The 23,522-nt window shown below is 64.5% G+C and carries 21 protein-coding genes; 6 read left to right on the top strand and 15 right to left on the bottom strand.

All coding sequences use genetic code 11. The features are described 5' to 3' along the window. Positions 1 to 15: 15 nt before the first annotated feature. A complete protein-coding gene (locus tag L8U58_RS03770; RefSeq protein WP_269954723.1) occupies positions 16 to 1,251 on the bottom strand; it encodes a DNA polymerase III subunit delta' in 1,236 nt (411 codons plus the stop codon). 71 nt (positions 1,252 to 1,322) lie between these two features. Here L8U58_RS03770 and L8U58_RS03765 point away from each other — a divergent pair, with 71 nt between their 5' ends. Next, the gene (locus L8U58_RS03765; RefSeq protein ID WP_034980041.1) at positions 1,323 to 2,855 is read left to right on the top strand and encodes an adenylate/guanylate cyclase domain-containing protein; all 1,533 of its coding nucleotides are present in this window, start codon (positions 1,323 to 1,325) and stop codon (positions 2,853 to 2,855) included. Between the two features lie 40 nt (positions 2,856 to 2,895). On the opposite strand, the gene L8U58_RS03760 is transcribed toward L8U58_RS03765, so the two are convergent. The 3 genes from L8U58_RS03760 to cspE all read right to left on the bottom strand — a co-directional run bounded on the left by L8U58_RS03760 (position 2,896) and on the right by cspE (position 7,263). Next, positions 2,896 to 3,798: a CoA transferase gene (locus L8U58_RS03760; RefSeq protein WP_269954722.1), complete on the bottom strand. Its 903-nt coding sequence runs from the start codon at positions 3,796 to 3,798 to the stop codon at positions 2,896 to 2,898. 41 nt (positions 3,799 to 3,839) lie between these two features. Further along, a complete protein-coding gene (gene topA, locus L8U58_RS03755; RefSeq protein WP_269954721.1) occupies positions 3,840 to 6,845 on the bottom strand; it encodes a type I DNA topoisomerase in 3,006 nt (1,001 codons plus the stop codon). A 214-nt stretch (positions 6,846 to 7,059) separates the two neighbouring features. Beyond that, entirely contained in the window at positions 7,060 to 7,263 is a 204-nt protein-coding gene (gene cspE / locus L8U58_RS03750) for a transcription antiterminator/RNA stability regulator CspE (RefSeq protein ID WP_005292238.1), read from the bottom strand. A 266-nt stretch (positions 7,264 to 7,529) separates the two neighbouring features. Between cspE and L8U58_RS03745 the strand changes: the two genes are divergently transcribed. Together L8U58_RS03745 and L8U58_RS03740 are read left to right on the top strand one after the other, a co-directional pair. Beyond that, the gene (locus tag L8U58_RS03745) at positions 7,530 to 9,899 is read left to right on the top strand and encodes a DEAD/DEAH box helicase (protein ID WP_269954807.1); all 2,370 of its coding nucleotides are present in this window, start codon (positions 7,530 to 7,532) and stop codon (positions 9,897 to 9,899) included. Between the two features lie 178 nt (positions 9,900 to 10,077). After that, complete coding sequence (locus L8U58_RS03740) at positions 10,078 to 11,382, top strand: alpha/beta hydrolase family protein (protein ID WP_420839831.1); 1,305 nt, start codon at positions 10,078 to 10,080, stop codon at positions 11,380 to 11,382. Positions 11,383 to 11,394: 12 nt separating this feature from the next. Here L8U58_RS03740 and L8U58_RS03735 read toward each other — a convergent pair whose 3' ends face one another. The 6 genes from L8U58_RS03735 to L8U58_RS03710 form a co-directional block, all read right to left on the bottom strand. After that, entirely contained in the window at positions 11,395 to 11,718 is a 324-nt protein-coding gene (locus tag L8U58_RS03735; RefSeq protein WP_043014650.1) for an Rv3654c family TadE-like protein, read from the bottom strand. Between the two features lie 36 nt (positions 11,719 to 11,754). Next, positions 11,755 to 12,063, bottom strand: coding sequence for a hypothetical protein (locus L8U58_RS03730; protein WP_034971924.1), 309 nt, complete (start codon positions 12,061 to 12,063; stop codon positions 11,755 to 11,757). 113 nt (positions 12,064 to 12,176) lie between these two features. Further along, entirely contained in the window at positions 12,177 to 12,572 is a 396-nt protein-coding gene (locus L8U58_RS10180) for a DUF4244 domain-containing protein (protein ID WP_274706474.1), read from the bottom strand. Positions 12,573 to 12,699: 127 nt separating this feature from the next. Beyond that, positions 12,700 to 13,917 (bottom strand): type II secretion system F family protein, encoded by a 1,218-nt coding sequence (locus L8U58_RS03720; RefSeq protein ID WP_269954720.1) that lies wholly within the window; start codon positions 13,915 to 13,917, stop codon positions 12,700 to 12,702. Next, positions 13,904 to 15,109 carry a TadA family conjugal transfer-associated ATPase gene (locus L8U58_RS03715; RefSeq protein ID WP_269954719.1) on the bottom strand — a complete coding sequence of 402 codons (1,206 nt, stop codon included), beginning with the start codon at positions 15,107 to 15,109 and terminating at the stop codon, positions 13,904 to 13,906. The genes L8U58_RS03720 and L8U58_RS03715 overlap by 14 nt, the downstream gene beginning before the upstream one ends. 87 nt (positions 15,110 to 15,196) lie before the next feature. Continuing rightward, entirely contained in the window at positions 15,197 to 16,399 is a 1,203-nt protein-coding gene (locus tag L8U58_RS03710; RefSeq protein WP_269954718.1) for a CpaE-like family protein, read from the bottom strand. A gap of 154 nt (positions 16,400 to 16,553) precedes the next feature. Between L8U58_RS03710 and L8U58_RS03705 the strand changes: the two genes are divergently transcribed. Next, positions 16,554 to 17,381 (top strand): HAD family hydrolase, encoded by an 828-nt coding sequence (locus L8U58_RS03705; protein WP_034977854.1) that lies wholly within the window; start codon positions 16,554 to 16,556, stop codon positions 17,379 to 17,381. A gap of 13 nt (positions 17,382 to 17,394) precedes the next feature. On the opposite strand, the gene L8U58_RS03700 is transcribed toward L8U58_RS03705, so the two are convergent. After that, complete coding sequence (locus tag L8U58_RS03700) at positions 17,395 to 18,180, bottom strand: Fic family protein (RefSeq protein ID WP_034971931.1); 786 nt, start codon at positions 18,178 to 18,180, stop codon at positions 17,395 to 17,397. A gap of 93 nt (positions 18,181 to 18,273) precedes the next feature. Here L8U58_RS03700 and L8U58_RS03695 point away from each other — a divergent pair, with 93 nt between their 5' ends. Together L8U58_RS03695 and L8U58_RS03690 are read left to right on the top strand one after the other, a co-directional pair. Then, the gene (locus L8U58_RS03695) at positions 18,274 to 18,783 is read left to right on the top strand and encodes a phage holin family protein (RefSeq protein ID WP_269954717.1); all 510 of its coding nucleotides are present in this window, start codon (positions 18,274 to 18,276) and stop codon (positions 18,781 to 18,783) included. A gap of 18 nt (positions 18,784 to 18,801) precedes the next feature. Further along, positions 18,802 to 19,725 (top strand): alpha/beta fold hydrolase, encoded by a 924-nt coding sequence (locus L8U58_RS03690; RefSeq protein WP_035007764.1) that lies wholly within the window; start codon positions 18,802 to 18,804, stop codon positions 19,723 to 19,725. A 6-nt stretch (positions 19,726 to 19,731) separates the two neighbouring features. On the opposite strand, the gene L8U58_RS03685 is transcribed toward L8U58_RS03690, so the two are convergent. Genes L8U58_RS03685 through nth form a run of 4 tightly spaced genes read right to left on the bottom strand, consistent with a single transcriptional unit; the run spans position 19,732 to position 23,338 of the window. Next, complete coding sequence (locus L8U58_RS03685; protein ID WP_043012391.1) at positions 19,732 to 20,949, bottom strand: MarP family serine protease; 1,218 nt, start codon at positions 20,947 to 20,949, stop codon at positions 19,732 to 19,734. Next, entirely contained in the window at positions 20,946 to 21,827 is an 882-nt protein-coding gene (locus tag L8U58_RS03680; protein ID WP_043012392.1) for an NUDIX hydrolase, read from the bottom strand. Before L8U58_RS03680 ends, L8U58_RS03685 begins: the two co-directional genes overlap by 4 nt. Beyond that, positions 21,824 to 22,504: a TlpA family protein disulfide reductase gene (locus tag L8U58_RS03675; protein ID WP_269954716.1), complete on the bottom strand. Its 681-nt coding sequence runs from the start codon at positions 22,502 to 22,504 to the stop codon at positions 21,824 to 21,826. Before L8U58_RS03675 ends, L8U58_RS03680 begins: the two co-directional genes overlap by 4 nt. A 9-nt stretch (positions 22,505 to 22,513) precedes the next feature. Next, positions 22,514 to 23,338: an endonuclease III gene (gene nth / locus L8U58_RS03670; protein ID WP_034980080.1), complete on the bottom strand. Its 825-nt coding sequence runs from the start codon at positions 23,336 to 23,338 to the stop codon at positions 22,514 to 22,516. Between the last annotated feature and the right edge of the window lie 184 nt (positions 23,339 to 23,522).

Below are 23,522 nucleotides of genomic sequence, written 5' to 3'. Positions count from 1 at the left end.
TCGCCAGGAAACTCGCTAGGCAACCCCGCAGCACTGTTGTAGGCGCCCGGCCATCGCATCCAGCGCAACCTCGGGGCGCACGTTGTACCCCAGCACTTCGCGGCATTCCATCACCGCATCGATGCAGCTCATCAGCGCAGACGCACTGTTGCGGCGCGCCAGTTCCTTCGACGTCGCCGCCATGTCCGGGTGCTGGTGGCCGCCGACCAGCACGCCATCGCCATCCACCGCGCCCGCGGCCTGCAGCATCGCATCGCGGTACAGCCCGGCGATGTCGATCAGCGCCAGGTCAAGCGAGTCGCGGGTTCTTCTGGTGCGCCTGTTCTTCTGTTCTTTCTCTAGCTCTTTCATTCTTCCGGACGCCCCCCGCTGGGCCTTTGCAGCACCCTTACCTTTCGCGCCAACGCCGAGGCTGCTCTCCAGCTCCTCGCGCTCCCGCTGATCCAGCTTTTCCAGCTCGCTGGCGGCCTCTTCCTCCGCCTTTTTCACCAGCTCGGCGGTGAAACGGTAAAGCGCATTGGGTTCGTACACCAGCTGTGGCAGCTTCAGCGCGGTGGCCCGCTTCACTCGCGCAGCTTCGTCGCTGGCCAGGTGGCGCGCCCTACCAATGTGACCGGCCGAAACGTCGGCGGCCCATTGGGCTTGGGTTTCGTTGAGGCCGAGGTTGGCGTCACTAAGCAAAACACCCTTAACCGCCGCCGGCGAGGGAGTGGGCACATAAACGTGGCGGCAGCGCGACCGTAGGGTGATCGCAATATCCGAAGGGTCGGTCGAGGGCGCGCAGAGCAGGAAGACGGTGCGGGCGGGCGGCTCCTCAACGGACTTCAGCAAAGCGTTGGCGGCGGCATCGTTCAGACGGTCGGCATCTTCCACAACCACCACGCGCCAGCGGGCGACGGTAGGCATGTTTGCGGCCTCGTGGATGGCGCCGCGGATCTCGTCGACCGTCAGCACCACGCCCGTCGTGGATACCCACAGGATGTCCGGATGCGTGCCCGCGGCGGCGCTACGGCACTGGTCGCACTCCCCGCAGCCGCCGTGCGGGCAGACCAACGCGGTGGCAAAGACCTTCGCCGCGATCGAACGACCCGACCCGGGCGGGCCGGTGAATAGCCACGAATGGGTCATCGCCTGTGAATCCTCCACGGCCCGCTGCAGGGGACGGCGGACAGACTCTGCAGTGATGCGCCCAAAGACCCCCGGTGCGTCTTCGGGGGCAGCTGCAGCGCCTGCCATGGTGGTTTCCGTCATGGTTACTCAGTGTAGCTACCCACCCGGACAGGGCGCGCCACGGCGAGACGCGGTGCGATAGTCTGAAGGGCATGAAACAACTGCTGCGATACCTTTCCTGGGCCTGGGGAACCTCTTGGCCCTTGTACGCAGCAACTGTCCTGGCCACGAACGTTATTGGCGCCACCGCTGTGGCAACGTTCCTGCGCTTTTTGATCCCCCTGCCTTCCGCCCGCGAACTGACGAGCCTGAACACCACCACCGCCACGCTGTACCTGAGCTACTTCGGGGTGGCCGTGGTCGCCGGCATCGCGATGACGTTGTACTTTTTTGCGCCCGTGCTGCGCTGGCAACGCAACCCGCAAGCCTATGACCCGAACATGGTGCGCGACCTGGTGCTGCGCATTCCGCTGCTGCAGACCATCACGGGCATCGTCTTGTGGGGCATCGGTGTGGTGCTGTTTACCGTTGTGGCCTGGCGGTATAGCACCGAATGGGGTGTGACCGTCGCCGTGACGGCCACGTTGGGCGGCATGATGGTGAGCCTGATGACGTACATGGAGGCCGAGCGTTTGGTGCGCCCCGTCGCCGCCAAGGCCTTGGCTAAGGGCGCGCCGGATCATTCGCGACTATCGCCCCTGTCCCACCGGTTGATGACGACGTGGGCGTTGACCTCCGCCGTGCCAGTGCTGGGAATGGTGCTGCTGCTATTCGCCGTCGCGACTGACTTCTACCCCGAAGATTCCCGCGGCATCATTCCGGCGTTGTTGGCGTTGGCGATCACCACCCTGCTGACCGGTTTCATGGGCACCACCTTGTTCTCTATGGCGGTGGCCGACCCGATCCGGGAGCTGCAGTACGCCATCAACCGCGTGCGCCGCGGCCAGGTGAACACGGACGTGCGGATCTACGACTCTTCGGAGATCGGCGTGCTGCAGGCGGGCTTCAACGAGATGATGCGTGGCCTACAGGAGCGCCAGCGGGTCTCGGATCTTTTCGGCCGCTACGTCGGCGCCGAGGTCGCCCGCCGCGCGCTGGAGGAAAAGCCGGAACTCGGCGGCGAAACCCGGCACGTGGCCGTGCTTTTCGTGGACGTGATCGGCTCGACCGGCTTCGCCACGGAGAAGGAACCGCAGCACGTGGTGAAAGCTCTCAACGAGTTCTTCGACCGCGTGGTGGAGGTCGTGCACGCCAACAAGGGCATCATCAACAAGTTCGAGGGCGATGCCGCGCTGGCCGTATTCGGAGCTCCCCTGCCCCTGGACGATGTGGCTGGCCACGCCCTGGCCGCCGCGCGCGAGCTAAAGGCGAAGTTGCAGGGGCTGGAGTTCGTTGCGGGTATCGGCGTGGCCGCCGGATCCGTCGTGGCCGGGCACATCGGTGCAAAGGATCGCTTTGAGTACACCGTCATCGGCGATGCCGTGAACCAGGCCGCGCGCCTGACGGATCTGGCTAAGAAGACCCCCGGCCAGGTGTTGACCAGCGCTGCGACCCTGCGTGCAGCCAACGAGGCCGAGCAGGCTCGCTGGACCATGATGAAGTCCGTGGAGCTGCGCGGCCGACGCGAGATGACGCAGATCGCCCGCCCCATCCGCCCCACCCTGGCCGACCGCGCGGGTTCTTAGGCGCCACTTAGGCGCAGGCTCTCAGGCGCAGCGCTGTTGCTTAAGCCCCGCGCCGTACCGAGGCAATGGGCAGGTTTCTTTTTGACGCCACCTCGTCCCACCACGCCGCCGTTTTCTGCTCTACTGCCGCGGCCAGCTGCTCTGCGGTAATTCCCGCGGACTGCAGCTGGTCGGACGTCGTGCCCTCCGGCAGCAGGTCTTCGGCGTGCAACGCCTCGATGAGGCCAACGAAGAAGTGCGGTTCCAGCGCGGCGATCGCCACCCAGCCGCCACATTCCGCCCGGTAGAGGCCGTAGCCAGGTAGCAGGCCGCCCAGCAAGGTATCGGATCCCGTGAGTCGGAAGCGCGCTGGCGTGGCGAATTCCTCGGCCATATCTGCCAACCCGACTTCGTGGTAACTGCCCTCGCCGGTGGCGCTAGCCTGCCACAGGGCGGCCAGCGCTTGGGATACGGCGCGTTCCGCGCCTGCCAGGTCCGCAATGGGAACCACCGGCATCGCGGGGGTATCGCCGTGGAAGGACAGGGTGCCGGCGTGCGCCTCGTAGGTGAGGTCATGGCCCGCCACGTCGGCGTGCTCGCCGGAGTGGCCGACGATCGCCACCTGCGATAACGCGGGGAAGCGCGCGTGCAGGTCCTCCCACCCCAGTCCCAGGCGCTGAAGCGAGGCTGGGCGGGAGCTCGTGAGCAGCAGATCGGTCTTCTCCAGCAACTCGTGCAGTTCCCGCAGGCCGGACTCTTCCTTCAGGTCTATGCTGAGCACCTGCTGCCCCTCCACCAGGTGCTGGTAGTAAGGCTCGCAGTACAGGCGCATGGGGTCGGCGGCTTTGCCGGGGCCTTCCACCTTGATGACGGTGCCACCCAATTCCTGCAGACGCTTCGCGGCGACGGGGCCGGGGAGGTTCGGGGCGAGGGAGACGACGGTGAAGTTCGGGAGCTGATTCATGCTCCCGAACGTATCAGTTCATACCCAAAAGTATGGGGGAATTAGCGAGACTTCTTCACCGTGCGCTTCGTCAGTGTCGGGGGCTTCTTGGTGCTCTTCTTGGCCGACTTCTTCGAGGCTTTCTTCGTCGCCTTCTTCGCAGCCTTCTTGGTCGACTTCTTGGTGGCCTTGCGGCTCGACTTCGCAGGTGCCGAGCCCTCGGCTGCCTGCTTGGCGCGCCGCTCCGACAGCAGCTCATTCGCGCGGGCGTCCGTCATCGTCTCCGGGGTATCGCCCTTGCGCAGGGAGGCATTGGTGGTGCCGTCCGTGACATAGGCGCCGAAGCGGCCCTCCTTGACGGACATCGGCTTTCCGGAGACGTCGTTATCGCCCAGCTGCTTCAGCGGCGGCTGCGCGGCTGCGCGACCACGGCGCTTCGGCTCGGCGTAGATGCGCCGGGCCTCGTCGAGGGTGATCGTGAAAATCTGCTCCTCGTTGGCCAGCGAACGGGAGTCCTTGCCCTTCTTGAGGTAGGGGCCGTAGCGGCCGTTCTGGGCGGTGATCACTTCGTTGTCGCTCGGGTCGACGCCCACCTCGCGCGGCAGGCTCATGAGCTTCAGGGCCTCTTCCAGCGTCACGCTGGCTGGCTCCATGCCGCTGAACAGGCTGGCGGTCTTGGGCTTCAGCGTCTCCTCGACGATCTGCTTGACGCGCTTTTCCTTCTGCGCCTGCGCGGTCTTGGTCTCGCGGCTCAGCGGCTTCTTGCCCTCTGCCTCGCGCTCGCGATCCTGCTCATCGCGCTCGGCCTCCCAGACCTTTACGGCCTCCTCGGCCACGCGGGATTCCTCGTCCTCGCCGAGCACCTCGGTGACGTAAGGGCCGTAGCGTCCCTCGCGGGCGACGATGGTGCGCCCGTTGGCGGGGTTGGTTCCCAGCTCCCGACCGCCCTGCGGGGTGGCGAAGAGCTTCTCGGCAACCTCCAGGGTCAGCCCGTCCGGGGTCATGGATTCCGGCAGGTTGGCGCGCTGTACCTCCGGCTCGGTGCCCTCCGGTGCCCCTTCCGGCACCGGCTTGATGCGCTCCAGGTAGGGGCCGTAGCGGCCCACGCGGACGACGATCGGCACGCCGTTCTCATCATCGAAGATGTGCAGGGAGTTCACCCGGCGGGCGTCGATCTGCTCCAGGTTGTCGCCCACGATGTGCTTCAAGCCACCCAGTCGGGGCACGACCGCACCCGGGGCATCCGGGCGGGAGCTATCGCCGAAGTAGAAGCCCTTCAGCCAGTTCACACGGTCCTGATCGCCGGCGGCGATGGCATCCAGCTCGTCTTCCATCGCGGAGGTGAAGTCGTAGTCCACCAGCGCGCCGAAGTTCTGCTCCATCAGGCCGATCACGGCGAAAGCTACCCACGACGGCACCAGCGCGTTTCCGCGGGGCAGCACGTAGCCGCGGTCCTGAATGGTGCGGATGATGGAAGCGTAGGTCGACGGGCGGCCAATGCCCATCTCCTCCATCTTCTTCACCAGCGAGGCCTCCGTGTAGCGGGCCGGCGGGTTCGTCGAGTGGCCGTCGGCGGCCACGTCGCGCGCGTTCAGCTCGTCGCCCTTGGTCAGCTGCGGCAGACGCTTCTCCGCGTTATCGGCCACGTCGCGGCCATCGGCGGTGCGGCTGACCTCCACGTAGGCCTTCAGGAAGCCCGGGAAGGTCAGGGTGCGGCCGGTTGCGGTGAACTCGCAGGTCTCGCCCGACTTCGCGTCGCCGGCGACGGTGACCTTCATGGACTGGCCCTTCGCGTCGGCCATCTGGGAGGCCACGGTGCGCTGCCAGATCAGCTCATATAGCTTGAACTCCTCGGCATCCAGCTGGTTGCTTAGCTGGCCGGGGGTCTGGAAGGTCTCGCCCGCGGGGCGGATGGCCTCGTGGGCCTCCTGCGAGTTCTTGACCTTACGGGAGTACTGGCGCGGTCCGTCAGCCACGAACTTCGCACCGTAGAGCTCCTTGGCCTGCTTACGGGCGGCCTCGATACCGGCGGTCGACAGGGTGGTCGAGTCGGTACGCATATAGGTGATGTGGCCATTTTCGTACAGGCGCTGCGCAATGCGCATCGTGCGCTCCGAGGTGAAGCGGAGCTTGCGGCCGGCCTCCTGCTGCAAGGTGGAGGTCATAAACGGCGGGTACGGGCGGCGGGTGTAAGGCTTTTCTTCCACCGCGGTCACGGCGAACTCCTGACCCTGCAGCCCCTCTGCCAGGGACTCCGCCTTCGCCCCATCCAGCACGAACGTGTCCTTCGCGCTGGCCTTCAGCTTGCCATCATCACCAAAGTCACGTCCCTGAGCCACGCGCTTGCCAGCGACCGTTGCCAGCCGTGCTTCAAAGGAGTCCGGGGCGGCGTCATCAAGAGAAGAAGAAACAGCGTCGATCACACCAAACGTGGCGCTCAAGTCCCAGTACTCGGCGGCGATGAACTTCATGCGTTCGCGCTCGCGCTCGACGATCACGCGGGTGGCGACGGATTGCACGCGACCGGCGGACAGGCGCGGCATGACCTTCTTCCACAGCACCGGCGAGACCTCGTAGCCGTACAGGCGGTCCAGCACGCGGCGGGATTCCTGCGCATCAACCAGGTCGTAGTCGAGTTCGCGGGTGTTCTGCGCGGCTTCGAGGATGGCGTTCTTTGTGATCTCGTGGAACACCATACGGCGCACCGGCACCTTCGGCTTCAGCACCTCAAGCAGGTGCCACGCGATAGCCTCACCCTCACGGTCGGGGTCTGTCGCGAGGTAGAGCTCGTCAACCTGCTTGAGCTTGGCCTTGAGGTCGGAGACCTTCTTTTTCTTGTCCGGGCTGACGACGTAGAGCGCTTCGAAGTCCTTATCGACGTTGACGCCCAGACGCGCCCACGGTTCCTTCTTGTACTTGGCCGGAACGTCTGCAGCGCCCCGGGGAAGATCACGGATGTGCCCGACGGAAGCCTCGACGATGTAGTTCGGCCCCAGGATCGGGGCGATCTTCTTCGCCTTCGTCGCCGACTCAACGATCACTAGACGTTTGACGTCATCGTTTGCCATCGGTTGAACTCACACATCCTTCAAAAATCTAAAGCTTGCCGGGTGCCATTGTTATACAGATTTCCCACAACAGTTGCCCACTTACGCATTTCTAAGCGACACTACGCGGTCTTCGCAATTTATTTGCAACCGGGGTGGGCACCGGCATAATCGGCAAAGCCCCCGCCGGGCGCGAGGTGCACCGGGGGCGGGGGCCTGCTAAAACCCTGCGGGTTTAAAGAGCCGTGACGTTCTGAGCCTGCGGGCCCTTGGCGCCCTCGCCGATCTCGAACTCGACCTTCTGGTTCTCCTCGAGAGTGCGGAAGCCGCTGCCCTGGATCTCAGAGTAGTGGACGAAGACGTCGGAAGATCCGTCGTCCGGGGCGATGAAGCCAAAGCCCTTTTCCGCGTTGAACCACTTAACGGTTCCCTGTGCCATGAATTTACTACCTATCTTGTTGAAACTGACCGGCGCCAGTCTGCTTCGACCATCGAACGCCGAGGTCGGAACGTACGTCGTTTCCAACCCAATCGGCCCAAAACCCAGCGAAACCCGCCCTCACGCACGAGGCGAGCGGAAAAGTGCCGAGGATTTCAATAACCATTCGACAGTCTGCCACGTCACGGGATAAACGATCAGCCGAGAATGAAATATCCCAGACAATAACTTGTATCCACCCCCTAATGGGTCTAGAACAGACGGTGATGTCCGACCCCACGCCCCCTACTCCAGATTCTGCGCCAGGCTCTTCTGCGCGGTCTTTCGGCGAGGAACTCTTGGCCGATCTGACGCCCGAGTTTCCGCGTTCCACCGTCACCCACACACGCACCATTCCCGCCCGCCCGTCGCGGACGGCGCAGTGGCCGGAGTGGGCCGACGAGACTCTGGTGGAATACCTGCATAAACAGGGAATAAGCGCCCCGTGGTCGCACCAGGTAGAGACCGCCAACCACGCACATGCGGGGCGGGATGTGGTGGTTTCGACTGATACGGCGTCCGGAAAGAGCCTCGGCTACCAACTAGCGGCCTTGAGCGACCTGGCTACGGCGAGCACCGCGACGGCCCTTTATATTGCGCCGACGAAGGCGCTGGCGCAGGACCAGCGGACGGCGCTGGCGCGGATGTGCGCAGGCGCGGCGAACCTGCGCGACATCATGGTGGCCACCTACGACGGCGATACCCCGCCCGAGACGCGGCGGGTGATCCGCGACCAGGCGCGGGTGATCGTGACGAACCCGGACATGCTGCACGCCTCGATCCTGGGGAATCCGCAGTCGTGGAGCCGCCTGCTACGCACGCTGCGCTACGTGGTGATCGACGAATGCCACGTTTACCGCGGAGTTTTCGGCGCGCACGTGGCGATGGTGCTGCGGCGACTGCTGCGGCTGTGCGGGACGGCACCGACGATCGTGTTAGCCTCTGCGACCAGCGTGGACCCGGCGGCACACGCGCGCCGACTGACGGGGCGACCGAACGTGGTGGCGGTGACGCAGGACGGCGCACCCGCGGGCGAGCGGACCGTGGCGTTATGGGAGCCGGGTTTCCTACCCGAGGTAGAAGGCGAAAACGGCGCGCCGGTGCGACGGGCGGCGAACTCCGAAGCCGCGGATGTGATGGGGCTGGCGATAGCGCAGGGCGCGCGGACGCTGACCTTCGTGCGCTCCCGGCGCGGCGCGGAAGTCGTGTCCGTCGCCGCTGCGGAAAAGCTGGCGGCCATGGGGCGTAGCGCGGACGCGGTGCGGGTGGCGGCCTATCGCGCGGGCTACACCCCGGAGGATCGCCGCGAGCTGGAGCGTCGCTTCGATAACGGCGAGCTGCTGGGAATCGCCTCGACGAACGCCCTGGAGTTGGGCATCGACGTCGGCGGGCTGGACGTGGTTGTGACCAGCGGTTTCCCCGGCACGATCGCGAGCTTCCGGCAGCAGGCGGGGCGCGCGGGAAGGCGCGGCCAGGGCGCCCTGGTAGTGCTGGTCGGGGCGGATGATCCGATGGATACGTACCTTCTGCACCACCCGGAGGCCCTGCTGGACCGGCCCGTGGAGAACACCGTTTTCGACCCGACGAACCCCTATGTGCTGGCCGACCACGTGGTGTGTGCGGCGGCGGAAAAGCCGCTGTCCGAGGCAGAGGTGGCGCACTGGCGCGCGGAGCGTGTGGTGGAACACCTGCTGTGCCAAGGAGCGCTGAAGCGCAGACCGCGGGGCATTTTTGCTGACCTGAAGGTGGCGGAGCAGGTGCATTCGCAGGTATCGATCCGCGGCGGGGCGGCGGCTCAGGTGGCGATCGTGGAGGCCGATTCCGGCCGCCTTCTGGGCACCGTGGACCAGTCGCGTGCAACGTCGGACGTGCACACCGGGGCGGTGTACATGCACCAGGGCGAAACGTTTGTGGTGCAGTTGCTGGACCTGGAGGAATCCGTGGCGTGGGTGCGGCCTGAGTTCCCCGAGTACACCACCCAGGTGATCCGCGATACCGACATTGCGGTGCGGCGCACGCGGGGGACACGCAAGGTCTGCGACGGGGTGTGGTTGGCGGATGTGGACGTGGAGGTTTCGCATACCGTCAGCGGCTATCGGAAGCGTTTGCCTGGCGGCGAGATCCTGGAGACCGTCCCACTGGAGGTGCCGCCAGAATCGCTGCGCACCCGCGCGGTGGCGTACACCGTGGATCCCGATGTGTTGCTGGATCTGGGGTTGCCGGAGCCGACGTGGCCGGGGACGTTGCATGCCGCGGAGCATGCGGCGATTGGCCTGTTGCCGCTGATCGCGACGTGCGACCGTTGGGATATCGGTGGCGTGTCCACCGCCTTGCATGCCGATACGGGTCTGCCGACGGTGTTTGTGTACGACGGTTACGCAGGTGGTGCGGGCTTTGCGGAGCAGGGCTTCGCCCGCTTTGCCGAGTGGATGGCCGCCACCGCCGAGACCGTTGAGACCTGCGAGTGCGACTCTGGCTGCCCGTCGTGCGTGCAGTCCCCGAAGTGTGGCAACGGCAACGATCCGCTGTTCAAGGCGGGTGCGGTGGTGTTGTTGCGGGCGCTGGCTGATGCGGCGGCGGACGCTGGTTCTCGCTAACCCGGTCGGTGGGGCTCGCTGTTTTTCTTTTTATGACGCCTCCCGCCACAACCGGTGAAGGCATATACTTCCCCACATGAGGTCGTTTGTTGGAGAAAAGTATTTTGCTCGCCGGAGAGTCATAGCGGCAACCGCAGCTGCCTCCCTGTCGCTAGCAACACTGTCCGGCGTGGCTGGCGTGACTGACGGGGCCGGCGTGGCCGGCGTGGCCGCCGCGCAGTCCAGCGCCCCGAGCCTGCAGTCCAGCACCCCGAGCGTGCAGTCCAGCGCCCCGAGCGTGCAGTCCAGCGCCCCGAGCGTGGTGAACCGGGGTGTGCCGATGCGCACCCCGGCACCCTACGCAGGAAAGCCGGTGGATAGTGGGCTAAAGATTGGCGCTACTCCTGCCACGGCGGGCGTCCTGATGAACTCGGTTCCGCTGGATCCGTCGGTGGGATTGTCCGCAGCGGGGCAGCAGTTCCGCTTTAGTTACTCCACCACCAATCAACATGGAACCGTGTCCCCATCGACGGGTGCGGTGTTCTTCCCAAAGGGCAAGCTACCAGTCGGTGGTTGGCCTGTTTTGGCGTGGGCGCATGGAACGGTGGGGTTGGCTGATCAGTGCACTCCGTCGATGAACCCCCGTTCGCCGCGCGATGCGGATTATCTGAATCACTGGCTGAAGCAGGGTTATGCGATTGTGGCTAGCGACTATGCGGGCATGGGCACGGAAGGGCTGATGAGTTACCTCAACGGCAAGTCCACCGCCGCGAATGTGGTTGATTCCGTTATCGCAGCTCAGAGCCTTCCAGCCGTGAAACAGGGCGGGCAGGCACTGTCCAAGAAGTGGGCCGTCATCGGCCAGTCGCAAGGCGGTGGCGCTGCCTTGCACGTGGCGCTACGGGCAACGCAGCGCAGCAAGCAGGCTGGACTCAACTTCCTGGGCACGGTGGCGACCGGCGCTCCTGCCTATGTGGAGGAGATTGTTTTGGCGGGAAGCCCCTCGTTCCCACCCGTCCCTCTCCCCGCCGGGTTGAACACCTATGCGTTGTACATCCTGGCCGGGTTCCGCGAGGCTAACCCGAACGTAGATGTGGATTCCGCCCTCACCCCGGAGGGTAAGCGCATGGTGAAGGCCGCCGAGGAGTCCTGCCTCCCCGAGCTTTCGGAAAGCCTGAAAGGCACCAACGTAGCCCGGGCTTTCTCCAAGCCGTTGCGCACGGTTCCTGGCCTGGAGCCCGCTTTGCGCGCCTACATGCAAACCCCGGCCACGGGCTATGACAAGCCCGTGTTCCTGGGGCACGGTCTGCTAGATAAGGATGTTCCCACTCCCATCGGCATCATTTTGAATTCGGACATGTGGATTCACCAGTTCATCGGCGACATGCAGAAGCGAAACAAGCGGGTCGAGGTTCACTGGTACCCCACCGACCATGGCGGTACGGTGCCAGCATCCCAGCGGGATTCAACACCTTTCCTGGCTAACCTTTTCCGCCAGGGATAGCCTCTTCCTGTGCTACTCCGCAGGCCCCGCCGTGGCCTGCGCCTTCTGCGGAAGGATGCGCGAGTTTGATCCCATGCGAGTTGTGACGTTTACCGTCACAAACTCGCCCTTGACCTCGCAGTTCTCCACATCAGCACCGTTGGCAGCGGCGATACTTCGGGCAGTGCCGCAGGGCTCCCCCTCACCGGTTTGCAATACCATCGCCGCCGATAGTGCGGCCAGATCCGCGGCCGTACTGGCCTGCTCTTTGTGCCCCAGCATCGCGCTCCCCAGCGCCAGCAGAGACACCACCGACAGGATGCCTAGCGTGATCATCGCCCCGTAGACGGTGCTCATTAGCCAACCTCCACCTTCCCCATCCCTCTACTGTCTCTATTCCCCGTCCGGCTCCACCATCGTCACGGCCTCGCCGTGAACGTCAAAAAGAGCCCCGTCCTTGGTAACTTTCACCCGCACAAGAGGTGCATCCGCACCGCCTTCGTGGGAGGTAGAGACGGCGGCGGTGGCGTCAATTTCCCTGGCTAGCGCCACCCCATCGCCACCGCGCGCCTCGGCTCGGGCGACGGTCCGCGCCAGCGACTGCGCTGCGGCAGCCTGTGACATGGTGATCAATCCCGTGGCGGCTCCGCCGGCGACGAGGGTCATAGCGGTGAGGACGATGGCACCTTCGACTGTGTTCATGTTCGTTCCTGATTGCTGTTTTTTATTGACGTCCCCACGCGCCCGAACCGGGAAAGGTCAGGCGCGCGGAGCGCGGTGTGCAGTGGGCGTGGGACGTCCTGAGTCCCGGCCAGTTACTTGGTGTTCAGTGCCTTTTCGAAGATTCCACTGAGCGCCTGCTCTACGGTGTCCGAGGTGACGACCGTGTACAACAGTGCGCCGAGGGCCGCCGCCGCGACGCACCCTAGTGCGTATTCGATAGTGGACATTCCCCTATCGTCTGCATAACGACTGTAAATTGCTCCAATAATCTGATTCCACCAACAAGCAATTGGATGCTGGTCAGCGTATGTTTCTTCCGCTACACCGGAGGCCGGATCCGTCTCTATCGGGGCCGCCTTGAGTTGAATGTTTGCCATGGTCTGTGCGCAGGGCTCGTAGCTAGGCTGCGGGCTAACCGGCGCAGTCGTGATCGGTGCAGCCGTGGTCGGTGCAGCCGTGGTCGGTGCGGTCATAGTTGAAGTGGTCATGGTCAGAGTCCTTCCCGGGGCGCGAAGAGCGCGCCGCCGTGTCGTGTGAGTGATGAATAGATGTCGTGCGAAACTGCTCCGCCTCTGCTTCCTCTACCGTGTTCCGCGTGCCTCTACGGCGAGACCCCTACAGCGAGGCCATACCAATGGCCAGCGGAATCAAACCCACGAATACGAAGGCTGGGAGGAAGCAGAGGGTCAGCGGTGCAGCCAAAGCGATGAGAACCTTTTCGGCTCCCGCGGTTGCCTTATCAGCAGCGACCCGGCGCAGGTGCTCAGCTTGCTGGCGCATCCCATCGGCGAGCGATGTTCCGGCGCGGGTTTGCTGAGCTGCCTGGCGGGCGATGGGACCAAACAGTGGATGATCGGCTAATGCGAGCCAGGCCTGCTCTCCCCCACCTAAATGCAGAAGAGCGAGCGAGTGTTGAAGCAGATCCTGACCTTCGCTGGCTTCACTCCGATTACCCCGTGCTAACTGCCCTACCCCCAGTTCCCATGCAGGTAGCAGTGCCTTTCCGGCGTGCAGGGCTGCAGCAGTGACGTCGAGGGCACGGGCTGCGTCCAGAGGCCCCATGGGCGTGGGTGTGGCCGGACCGGCCCGCACGCCCACTCCTCCCAGCGGAGACGTAGTTAGAGACTCGCTGAGGTACTCCGTCCACAGAGTTCCCGCGCACACCAGGCCAACCCCGGCGAGGAAGAGCAGCACCCCGAGCACGTTGGTTATCAGAAAGTTTAGTGTCCCTAGCCCGCTGGCCTGCCCCAGCGCCACCGCGCCCACAGGTAGCGCCAGCAAAACCGTCACCGTCAGGCGTGCGCCCGCCGTCGCGGAGGTGGATTTCGAAATATGCGCCAGCTGCGCATCAATATCCGTCACATGCGCCCTCGCCAACCCAGCTAACCCCACGCCGTGACGGTGGGAAATGCCCCAGATCTGGAATAGGTGGGACAGGAGGCTAGGGGCGTCGCTGCTTTCCTCGTTTACGGGGCCAGCAGCCCCCGCACCAGCGCCAGCGCCGACAGCCCCTGCACCTGCGCCAGCGCCGACAGACCCTGCACCCGGCGCGGCGCCGAGGCGCACTCTTGCACACTCCACGTTCAGGGCACGGCGCAGCGCCTCAGTTTTCAGCCCCTCGGACGCACGCTCGACGGCGTCCAGGGAACGCCCACCGGCCATCACCTCGCGGGCAATGGCATCCACCACATCGCGCACCTCGCCCAGGAACTTCATCCGTCGACGAGTTTTCAGCACCCGACCAACCACGATCTTCAGGGTGAAAGTGACCATCAGAGCGGCAGCGGCGACCGCCAGTACGGAAATCATCAGCTCCCCATCAGCCCAGTTCATCACAGAACTCCTCGAACGCTTCGCGGTCCTCGGCAACCTCGCCACCCCCGCTGTCAATTCCGCCGCGCCACTGCCACAGCACTTCGATGCGAGCCCGCTCGTCTCCGACCAAGCGCCCGATATGGGTTAACCGTCGCCCCTGGTCTGTGCGCGAAACGTGCAACACCACGTCGATGCCGTCGATCACCTGGCGCGCCAGCGCCATCCGATCCAGGCCAGCCATTGCTCCGAGTGCTTCCAACCTCCCCGGCACACTCGCCGGATCGTTCGCATGGATCGTCCCTGCACTGCCCGCATGCCCGGTGTTGAGCGCAACCAGCAGATCGGCCACCTCTGGCCCGCGGATCTCCCCCACCACGATGCGGTCCGGTCGCATGCGCAGACTCTGCTTCACCAGCGTTGTCATGGTGATTGCGCCTGCTCCCTCCGCATTGCCTTCGCGGGTCGCCATCGAAACGACGTGAGGGTGGTCGATCAGCAGCTCCGGGGTATCCTCCACCACAATTAACCGCTGGTCGCGGGCCACTTCCGCCAGCAACGCAGCCAACAGCGTTGTCTTGCCCGCGCCCGTCCCACCACTGATCAGAATGTTTCGCCGCGCCCGCACTATTCGCCGCAGCACTTCGGCCATCTCCCTACTAGCCAGCCCGCCGGCCACCAGTGCGTCCAAAGAGTTCCTCTGCCCGGTAATCGCCCGCAGGCTTATGCAACTGCCGCCTGCCGCCGGGGGCGCCAGCAGCGTGTGCACACGAATCGCCTGCGCTGCTACGTCCGGAGGCAAATCGCGTAACACTCCGTCTGCGAAAGGGCGAGCCTCGTCCAATCTCTCGCCGCACATCGTCGCCATGCGCACCGCCAGATCCCGCGCGCTCTCGGCGCTGATCTTCACGCTATCCACGCGCTGCATCCCCGCACCCCGGTCCGCCCACACGTCGCCATCACCGTTGAGCACCACATCTGTCACCTGCGGATCCAGCAGCGGCCCGGCTAGCGGCCCCAGCCCGCTGAATTCCCTCTGCAGCGTGCGCACATTCTCCACGCTCGCCTCTCCAAGGAGGTGCAGGCTGCGCGAAAGATCGTGCTCATCCGGCCGACTGATCCCCTGTTCTGCCAGGTCGTCGCGCACAAGAGCCAGCAGCCCACGCTCTGGTTCCGGTTGGCTGCGCTCGGCCTTTTTTCTTCTTGACGCCACCACGGTCTCCCCCCTACTCCCAATTCCCTAGTTGCATCCCTTGTCAGTGCCCTATCCAGTCCCCGGACCCAGCCCCGGACCAAGCCCCTAGCTCGCCAGCGGAAGCGCGCAGTTGCCGATGATCCCCTGGATCTTCTCCCACACCTCACGCACCGGTTCGCGAGCGCGGTCATGTTTCAGCGAACTCTCGATCCAATACTCGGCTTCACCCCGGTCTAAGGCGGACGCGCACTGGGCATCGTGGCGGATCACTGTCACTGGAGCCTCGTCCAACATCAGCGCCGCGACGGCCACGGACGTTGATGCCCCGGGGGTTTCCCGCAGCACGATCAGTGGTTTTGCACGGTCGTTTTCTAACATTCGATTGCGCAATGCGCTGGCGGCCGTCACCCCTTGGATGGTTAAGGGCGCGACCAGGATGTGCACGTCTGGTTCCGCCTCGCCCCACTGTTCCGCCCATCCGGCGCTGGCGCTATCGGCCACCGGCAGGCTGCGCCCGCAATCCACCACCATGTCGTCCGCGTGCATCAGGTGGGCCAGCTGCCCCACGTCCAAGCCTCTGCCGCCGCTGTGTGCGCCGAACGTCGGATAGCGGTCCGCGTAAATCACGGGCACGGCCCCTCCATCGGCGCCGATTTTCTTGCCTCCCGCGCTGTCGAAGCCCAACATCAGCAGGTGGCTGCGCAGCTGCTCGAAGTCGCAGTCGGCGGGGATCTGGTTTCGGGTTAGTCCGGGCCGCCTTTCCTTGCCCAGTACTAGATCCAGGCCACAGGAATGCGGGTCGGCGTCCACAAGAACCGCGGGCCTTCCCTCGCAGGACATGTAATAGGCCAGTTGAGCCGCAAACAGGCTGGACCCGGCGCCGCCCACCGCGGAGCTCACCGCGATGCGTACCACGTCGTTCGCCCCGATCATCTCCGCCAGCACCATCGCCCCGCCCGCGTCCAGGGAGGGCTCCAGTTGGTCCACGCGGATCGCACGCACCAAGCGGTGGCGGGTAAGTTCGCTATCCCTATCGCTCAGTACGATGGCCGAGTTTTGGCACGTAAATCCGTCTTTCCGATCCAGGTCACGCAGCAGCTCTGCGGTGGGTTCCTCCGCCCCGTCGTGCACCACCATGGGGCGCCTGGTCACGGCCGCCACCATGCGCGCCTCGTTATTCCACAGCGGGTCGGCGATGTCGATAATCACCGGCCTCAGCTTCCCCGCTGGGGCTGTCGCTGCTGCCTTCCGCGCTGTTGCCTTCTTTGCTGCTGTCTTTTTCCGCTTGCCTGACTTCCCTGCTCCCATGAAACAAAGGCTGTCAGTTGAGCGGTCGTAAAAGTACCCCTGATTTTTTGGCTGTGGAAAAGTCGGGTTGGCGTCACAAAAAAGGGTCTAGAGCCTGTGGATAACCAGAAACGGGAGAAGATAAGAGTGACATAAGGGACGGGATGTAATTAGAATGACGAATGTGAATCAGCACCAGGAGCCAGCACGCGCATCGGGCGACGGGCGGATTTTGGCTATTTTCGACCTCGACAAGACGATTATCGATACGTCGGCGTCCCTGGCCTACCGCCGCCCTATGGCCGAACGCGGCCTGCTGAACACCAGTGAGGTGCTGAAGATGATGGCGATGCTGGGCAACTACATGCTCTCCACCCATTCCGAGGACAACCTGGAATCCACCAAAGACGCGCTGACCAGCATCATTAAGGATCGTGAATCCGAACCGCTGCGCCAAGTCGCCCAAGACGCGCTGCAGGAAGTCATCACCCCGTTCATCTATACCGAAGCGCGCGAGCTCATCGAATGGCACCGCAAAATGGGTCATCGCATCGCCATCGTGACGGCCTCGGCCTCCATCATGGTGCAGCCGATCGCCAAAGAACTCGGCGTTGACCACCTGTTAGCCACAGAACTAGAAGAAAAGGACGGGCGCTTCACCGGCGCCGTCACGCACTTCAACAAGGGCCACGCCAAGGTCGAACGGATCCTGCAGCTCGTCGCGGAACACGGCTACGACCTGGACGAAAGCTACGCTTATTCCGACGCCGCCACCGACATCCCCATGCTGGAGCTGGTGGGCAACCCGGTTGCCGTGAACCCGGACCGTCCCCTCAAAAAGCGGGCGACCGAATCCGACTGGCCGATCCGGCAGTTCAGCCGCCCCGAACCGCTATTCCCCCAGGCAGCGGTGCTGGCCGGGGCGGGCGCCACACTCGCACTGCTCGGCATCGCCGCTACTGGGCTGGCGATGTGGCTGCGCGGGCGCGACGAAGGGGTCTAGCCCCGCGCCCGCACTACTTCGCGTCCGCGATCGACTTGCCTTCCAGCGACCCCTCCGACAGACCCGTGGCGTGGAAAATAATCCACTCGGCCACGCCCTCCGGGGTGCCGCTGGCGAAAGCCTCTGCCTTCGCCATGTAATCCTCGCGCTTGCGGTTCCACCACACCTCCGGCACACCCAAACCGCGCGGATCCAGGCCAGTGGCAATGGTCGCCAGACGGGAGCACGCGCGGGCGGTCACGCCGGTGGCGTCCGCAAAAGGCTGCAAAGCCAACAGTTCGCCGTGGATCACCGCAGACAGCACCGTCGCATTCACCTTCGTCCCACCAGCGATGAACTTGCCCAGCAGCTGCAGGCGCGCATCCGTCGAACGGCGCGGGCGGCCCGGCACCAGGAACTCTGCGTCGCCCGCGGCCTTCTGGCGAAACGCTGGGTCGGACATCTGCGGGCTGGCCACCGCATTAATACGGGCGATGATCTGCAATGGGGCGCGGCGCCACGTGGTTACCGTGTCCGTAATCCCGTCCGGCGCCAGCAGCTCGGCGGCGCGCAGCGCACCGGCCAGGATCGGATCTTCCACCTGGCCGTCCTCGGGCAGTCGCGGACTACCGCCGTCCAGCTGTGCCGAAGCCCGCGCCCCGCGCAGCACAGCCTCCGCGCCCGTGACATCCCATCCACGCAGGTTCGCGGGGTGGCGGTGCAGTCGCGCGAGATGGTCGTTGGCTTGGGCCACAGCCTCCGGCACGCCGGGCAGTTCGGCCAGTCCGGCGAGCGGATCGTGCACAGAATTGTCAGACATATTTAAGACAATAATGCACCCGCCCGCGCAAACTTCCCCGTGGTCTGGCAAACTAGGGGAAGTCAATTAGGTGTAACCCCCAGGAGTTTTACAGTGAGCAACAAAGATCGCGCAGGCATGTTCACCGACCGCGATAGCTTTAACCCGCAGGTCAACGCTATTCCACTGTCGGATGTGGATACCCACGCCAAGGGTCAGGCCAGCATCAGCGATCTGGTGAAGGACGCTTCCGCACAGGTCTCCTCCCTCGTCCGTTCTGAGGTCGAGCTGGCGAAGACCGAGATCGCTGCCTCCGCCAAGAAGGCCGGCATCGGTGTGGGTCTGTTCGGCGCCGCCGCCATCATCCTGGCCCACAGCTCCTTCTTCCTCTTCTTCACCATCGCCGAGGCTCTGGATACCTTCCTGCCGCGCTGGCTGGCATTCCTGATCGTCTTCCTGTTCATGCTGCTGCTGGTCATCATCCTGGCTCTGGTTGGTGTGAAGCAGGTCAAGGGTGTGAAGAAGCCGGAGAAGACCATCGAGTCCGTCAGCGAGCTAAAGACCGTCATCCCGCAGGGTGGCAAGAACTCTGCGTCTGGCCGCAAGTCGGGAATGTACACCTAAATTCCTTAAGCTCTTTACATGACGTCCGAAGACCCCCACGCTTCAGATCCGCACACCCCGCATGCCACTTTTGTGCATTCGCGGGGTGTGCGCCTTCGTGTAGACGTACAAGGCCCCCGCTACGCACCGTTGGTGTTGTTCATCCACGGTTTCGGCGGTGGCGCCTTCGACTGGCACCCGCTGATGCAGCAGCTGGCTGGCGAGGATCTGCGCCTGGCCGCCGTCGACCTTCGTGGCTATGGGCGCTCGGACAAAACGCCGCGCGGCTACGACCTGACCACCGCAGCCAGCGACATGGCCGGGGTGATTCGGGGTCTGGGCTACACGACCGCCATGGTGGTCGGTCACGGCTACGGCGGCATGGTTGCCTGGACGTTGGTGGCTCACCACCCGGATCGCGTCCGCCGCTTCATCACTTTGTCTTCGGTTAACCCGCTGTTGCGCTTCCGCGGCATTCTGGCGCAGCCTTTTTCCCAGCCGCACTTCGCCCGTCGCATTCTTTCCGCCCAGCTGCCGCGCCTTCCGGAGCGCAAGTTGCTGGCGGACAACGCTGCGGCCGCCGAAAAGATCTTTAGGGCTGGTGTGGCCCCAGGTTTTAGGGATACGGACGCCTACTTCCGCAACGCCGCACTTCGCCGCGAAGCTATGCAGGTGGATAAGGTCGCACATCTTTCCTGCGAATACCTACGTTGGCCCTTCCGCAGCCGCTTCCGCCCGGAGGGCACTAGGTTCGAGCGGACTTTCCCCGACCACGTTGAGGTGCCGCTGCTAGCCATCGACGGCAGCATGGATCCCGTTTTCGACGAAGCCTTGGCGGAGAAGTCCGCTCGGCGCGCCGCAACGGCCGACCGGCGGGTGCTGTTCGGCGTGGGGCACTATCCGCACGTCGAAGATCCCCACTGCATTGCAGAGATCATCCGCGAACAGGCGAACGCACGCTAGGCGGCACTACTCCGCCACGCAGGCCCCGGTGTCGGCACTGTCGTGGTGCTTGTTCACGTCCCCGACATGGCTGAGGACTTCCTGTTTCGTCAAAGCGTAGCCCGTGTCCTTCTCATTCACGTCCGCACCGAAGACCAACCCCAGCACGTGCCCGTTCGTGTCAATCAGCGGACCGCCGGAGTTCCCCTGCACCACGGATCCGCGCAGCGAGTAGCTTTCGCGCTCCACGCGGGCATTGGCATAGATATTCGGGCCACTGACCACGAACTTCTCGCGGATACGCGCGGGCGATGCCTGGAACGGTCCGCCGTGCGGGTACCCCATGACGATTGCGTCCTGCCCTTGCTTACCCTCGTCCTCGGCCCACTTCATCGGCACGAAGGGCAGGTCGGCGCTGTGCAGCAGCGCGATATCCTGCTGCGGGTTGTAGTAGACAACCTTGGCCTCGTGCGGCCCGTCCTTGGTGGCCAGCGTGACCTTGTCGGTACCGGCAACGACGTGGGCGTTCGTCATCACCATATCCTTGTCGATCACCCATCCACTGCCCTGCAGGATGCGGCTGCACTGTTCCGCCTCTCCCACAACGCGCACCACGCTTTCGCGTGTGTTCTTGACCGCCGGGGATCGCATTAAGGCGTTGTCAGGCGGGTCGACTTCCGTGGTCGGGAGGTTCTCCATCGGATCCGCGATCATCGGGAAGCCCGAGTCGTTGATCAGCTGGGAGGTCTGCGCCGGTAGCTGCTTAAACCAGGCTGGGGCGGAATTGCCGACCGCACCGAGGATCTTGCTGCCCTTAATCGCTTTGCCGAACCCGCCGACGTTTCCGGTGGCAATTGGCACCAACACTAGCCACACGATCAGCAGCGTCGTAAAAACCTGCACGATCGCGCCGACGACCGATTCCAATCGCAGCAGCTCGCGGGTGCGGATCTTATCCCGCAGGTTCGCGCCGATGCTGGAGCCAATGGCGTAGCCCACGACCACGACCACCGTCACCGTGATCAGCGCTGCAAAGAAGCGGGCGCTGTGGTTATCGCTGAAGTTTTCCTCCGCCACTCGCACCGCGATCGGCACCAGTTTCACGCCGAAGAAGCCGCCGAGGATCACGCCCACAAAGCTCAGCGCAGCGCTAAACCCGCCCTGGCGGTACCCGGAGGTCGACGCGCCGAGGCACACGAACACCAGCACGATGTCGAGGATCGTTGCTCCCGTCATCCCGGTCATGGTGCGCCTCCGTTTCTGCCTTGTTCTTCTGTTCTGTCGAACTCTTCTCTCATCTCCCCTAGCGCCTCGCCGTTGGCGGAGCTGGCCAGGGTTGTAAAGAGGTTATGCGGCTCTTCGGCACCATCTTCGCCTCCGCCGCTGGACCAGGGTTCCTCCCAGCCTGCGCGGCGTAAGAGCGCGTTGATCACGCCTCCGGTGAAGCCCCACAGCACCAGCGGTTTCTCCTCACCGATGGGCAGCGTCCAGGCGGGGCCACGCCAGCCGTACACCCCGACCTCGAAGCGCTGTTGAGGGTTGACCAGCTCGGGCAGCGGGTAGGGCTCTACCCAATCGTTTTCGGTCGTGGGGCACTCTACCCGATGGGGATGACGCCACCACGCCACCACCGGCACCACCGCGAAGTTCGTGCGATCAATGTAGATCGGCTGCAGCACTGCAAACGGCTCCACCGTGTCCGGGTTCAGCCCTGTTTCCTCTTCGGCCTCCCGCAGGGCAGTGTCGATCGGCCCAGCGTCGGCTTCCTCCACGCCTCCTCCAGGGAAGGCCACTTGTCCGCTGTGGTTGCGCATCGTCGGCGCGCGGTGGGTCAGCAGCATGGTTGCGTCGGCGGGGATGGCCTGCCTTCCTGTGGCACCGGCGGGGCGGATGAAGGTGGCGTCACCAGAAAGAAGAATCAGCACCGCAGAGTAGCGCGGCGGCCGGCCGTGCTCGTCGGTCTCCGGGACGATGCGGGCGGAGTCGTTGAGGTATTGGTGGATGCCCACTTCGCGGCAGTCGCGGGCGAAGTCGCGCAGCCATTCGGGCAGGTCGACGGGTAGTTCCGGCTGGGCCTGCGCATGGGCAAGCCACTGGGCTAGGTGCGAACTCGGGCGGGTCATAGGGCTTCCTTCACCGCCTTTTCCATCTCCTCTGCACTGCGGAAGGTCTGCGCGTACAGGCGCGCCCGGGTGCCGTCGGGGCGGTAGACCACGGTCAGCGGCACGACCTTCGGCAGCTTCGCCGCGGAGTCGAAGGCGTGGTTGGAATCCTGGAAGCTCGGCAGGCCATCCACGCCCAGATCCCGCAGCATGTCGGCACCGGCCTGGCCCTTCGCATCCAGGTGCACGCCCACGACGTTCCACTCGGGGTGGTCGGCGGCGAGCTGCTGAATCATCGGCAGTTCCTTGCGGCACGGCGCGCACCACCAGGCCCACACGTTCACGACGGCGGGCTTGCCGGCCAGGCGCTCGGCCAGGGAGGTACTCGCCTTCGCGTCGGCGCTGCCCTCCGTCAGGCACGGCAGGCGCACGTCCTGCAGCTCGGCGTGAGGGCTCACGGAGGCCTCTCCCGCGCCTTCCGGGCAGCGGACCTTGTGCGTGACCTCGACAGGACCTTCGGCGGCGGAGGCCGAGGGGGCGTCCTCCTCCACAGAAGAACTAGCCCCACCCGCATTGTCCGCAGAATCCCCGCGCAACGCCATGACCAGCGGCACGCAAGCAATCGCAATACCGACGACCAGCGTGACGGCGATGATGATCGCGCGCGTGCGAGCGGAGTGTTCGACAGGTGCAGACATAACAGGAAATCAGTCTACCTGGCCACTCGGGCCGAACCCCGCCATATCCAGGAGGTGCTCGCGGTCGTCCGACTTAATCATTGTTGACGCCACCTCGGGGTCAGCCGGCCCCGCGACCCCGAAGCTAGGGCACTGGTGTGCCAGGAAGCAGGCTCCACAGGCTGCCCGGCGGGAGTGGCAAATGCGGCGGCCGTGGAAGATCGCCCGGTGGGAAAAGAGGGTCCATTCTTTTCGCTCGATGAGCTCCATGAGGTCGCGTTCGACCTGCACGGGGTCTTCGTGCTCCGTCAGCTTCCAGCGACGAGCCAAACGCCCCAGGTGCGTATCCACGGTGATGCCCGGGGTGTCGAAAGCGTTGCCGAGCACCACGTTTGCGGTTTTGCGCCCCACACCGGGGAGCTTCACCAGTTGCTCCAACGTGTCCGGGACTTCGCCTTCGTAGTTGTCCTCGATTGCCTGGCCGAGGCCAACGATGCTCTTAGCCTTGGAGCGATAAAAGCCAGTGGACTTGATGATCTGTTCAACCTCCTCGAGGTTGGCCTCCGCATAGTCGGCCGCGGTGCGATAGCGACGGAACAGCGCCGGGGTCACAGCATTCACGCGCTTGTCCGTGCACTGGGCGGACAGAACGGTGGCTACCAGCAGCTCCAGGGGATTGCTAAAGTCCAGCTCACAGAATGCATTCGGGTAGGCCACGGCGAGGGTGCGGTTGATTTTCCGGGCGCGACGCTTGCGCCCAAGAGGGGTTTCCTTTCCCTTCGCCGCGATGTGCGAGCCAATGCGGGGTAGCGTCGGGGGCGTGGGCTGAGCAGACATGGAACCTTCAGCGGACATGCAACCTGTGGAACCTTCAGAATCGGCAGAACTGATCGATAATATTCCTAATGTACCCGGGCTCGGATTAGGTCTGTGACATAGTTGGGTATGGTTTAACAAAAGAGACGAACCCTACATTCGAGCGCAACATAGACCAGGTGGTCACCCCAGCCACCGCGACGCCAGAAACGGAAGTGAAACT

The organism is Corynebacterium macclintockiae, assembly GCF_027570165.1.
GTDB classification, from domain to species: Bacteria; Actinomycetota; Actinomycetes; order Mycobacteriales; family Mycobacteriaceae; genus Corynebacterium; species Corynebacterium macclintockiae.
This window is presented reverse-complemented; position numbering and strand designations above follow the sequence as displayed.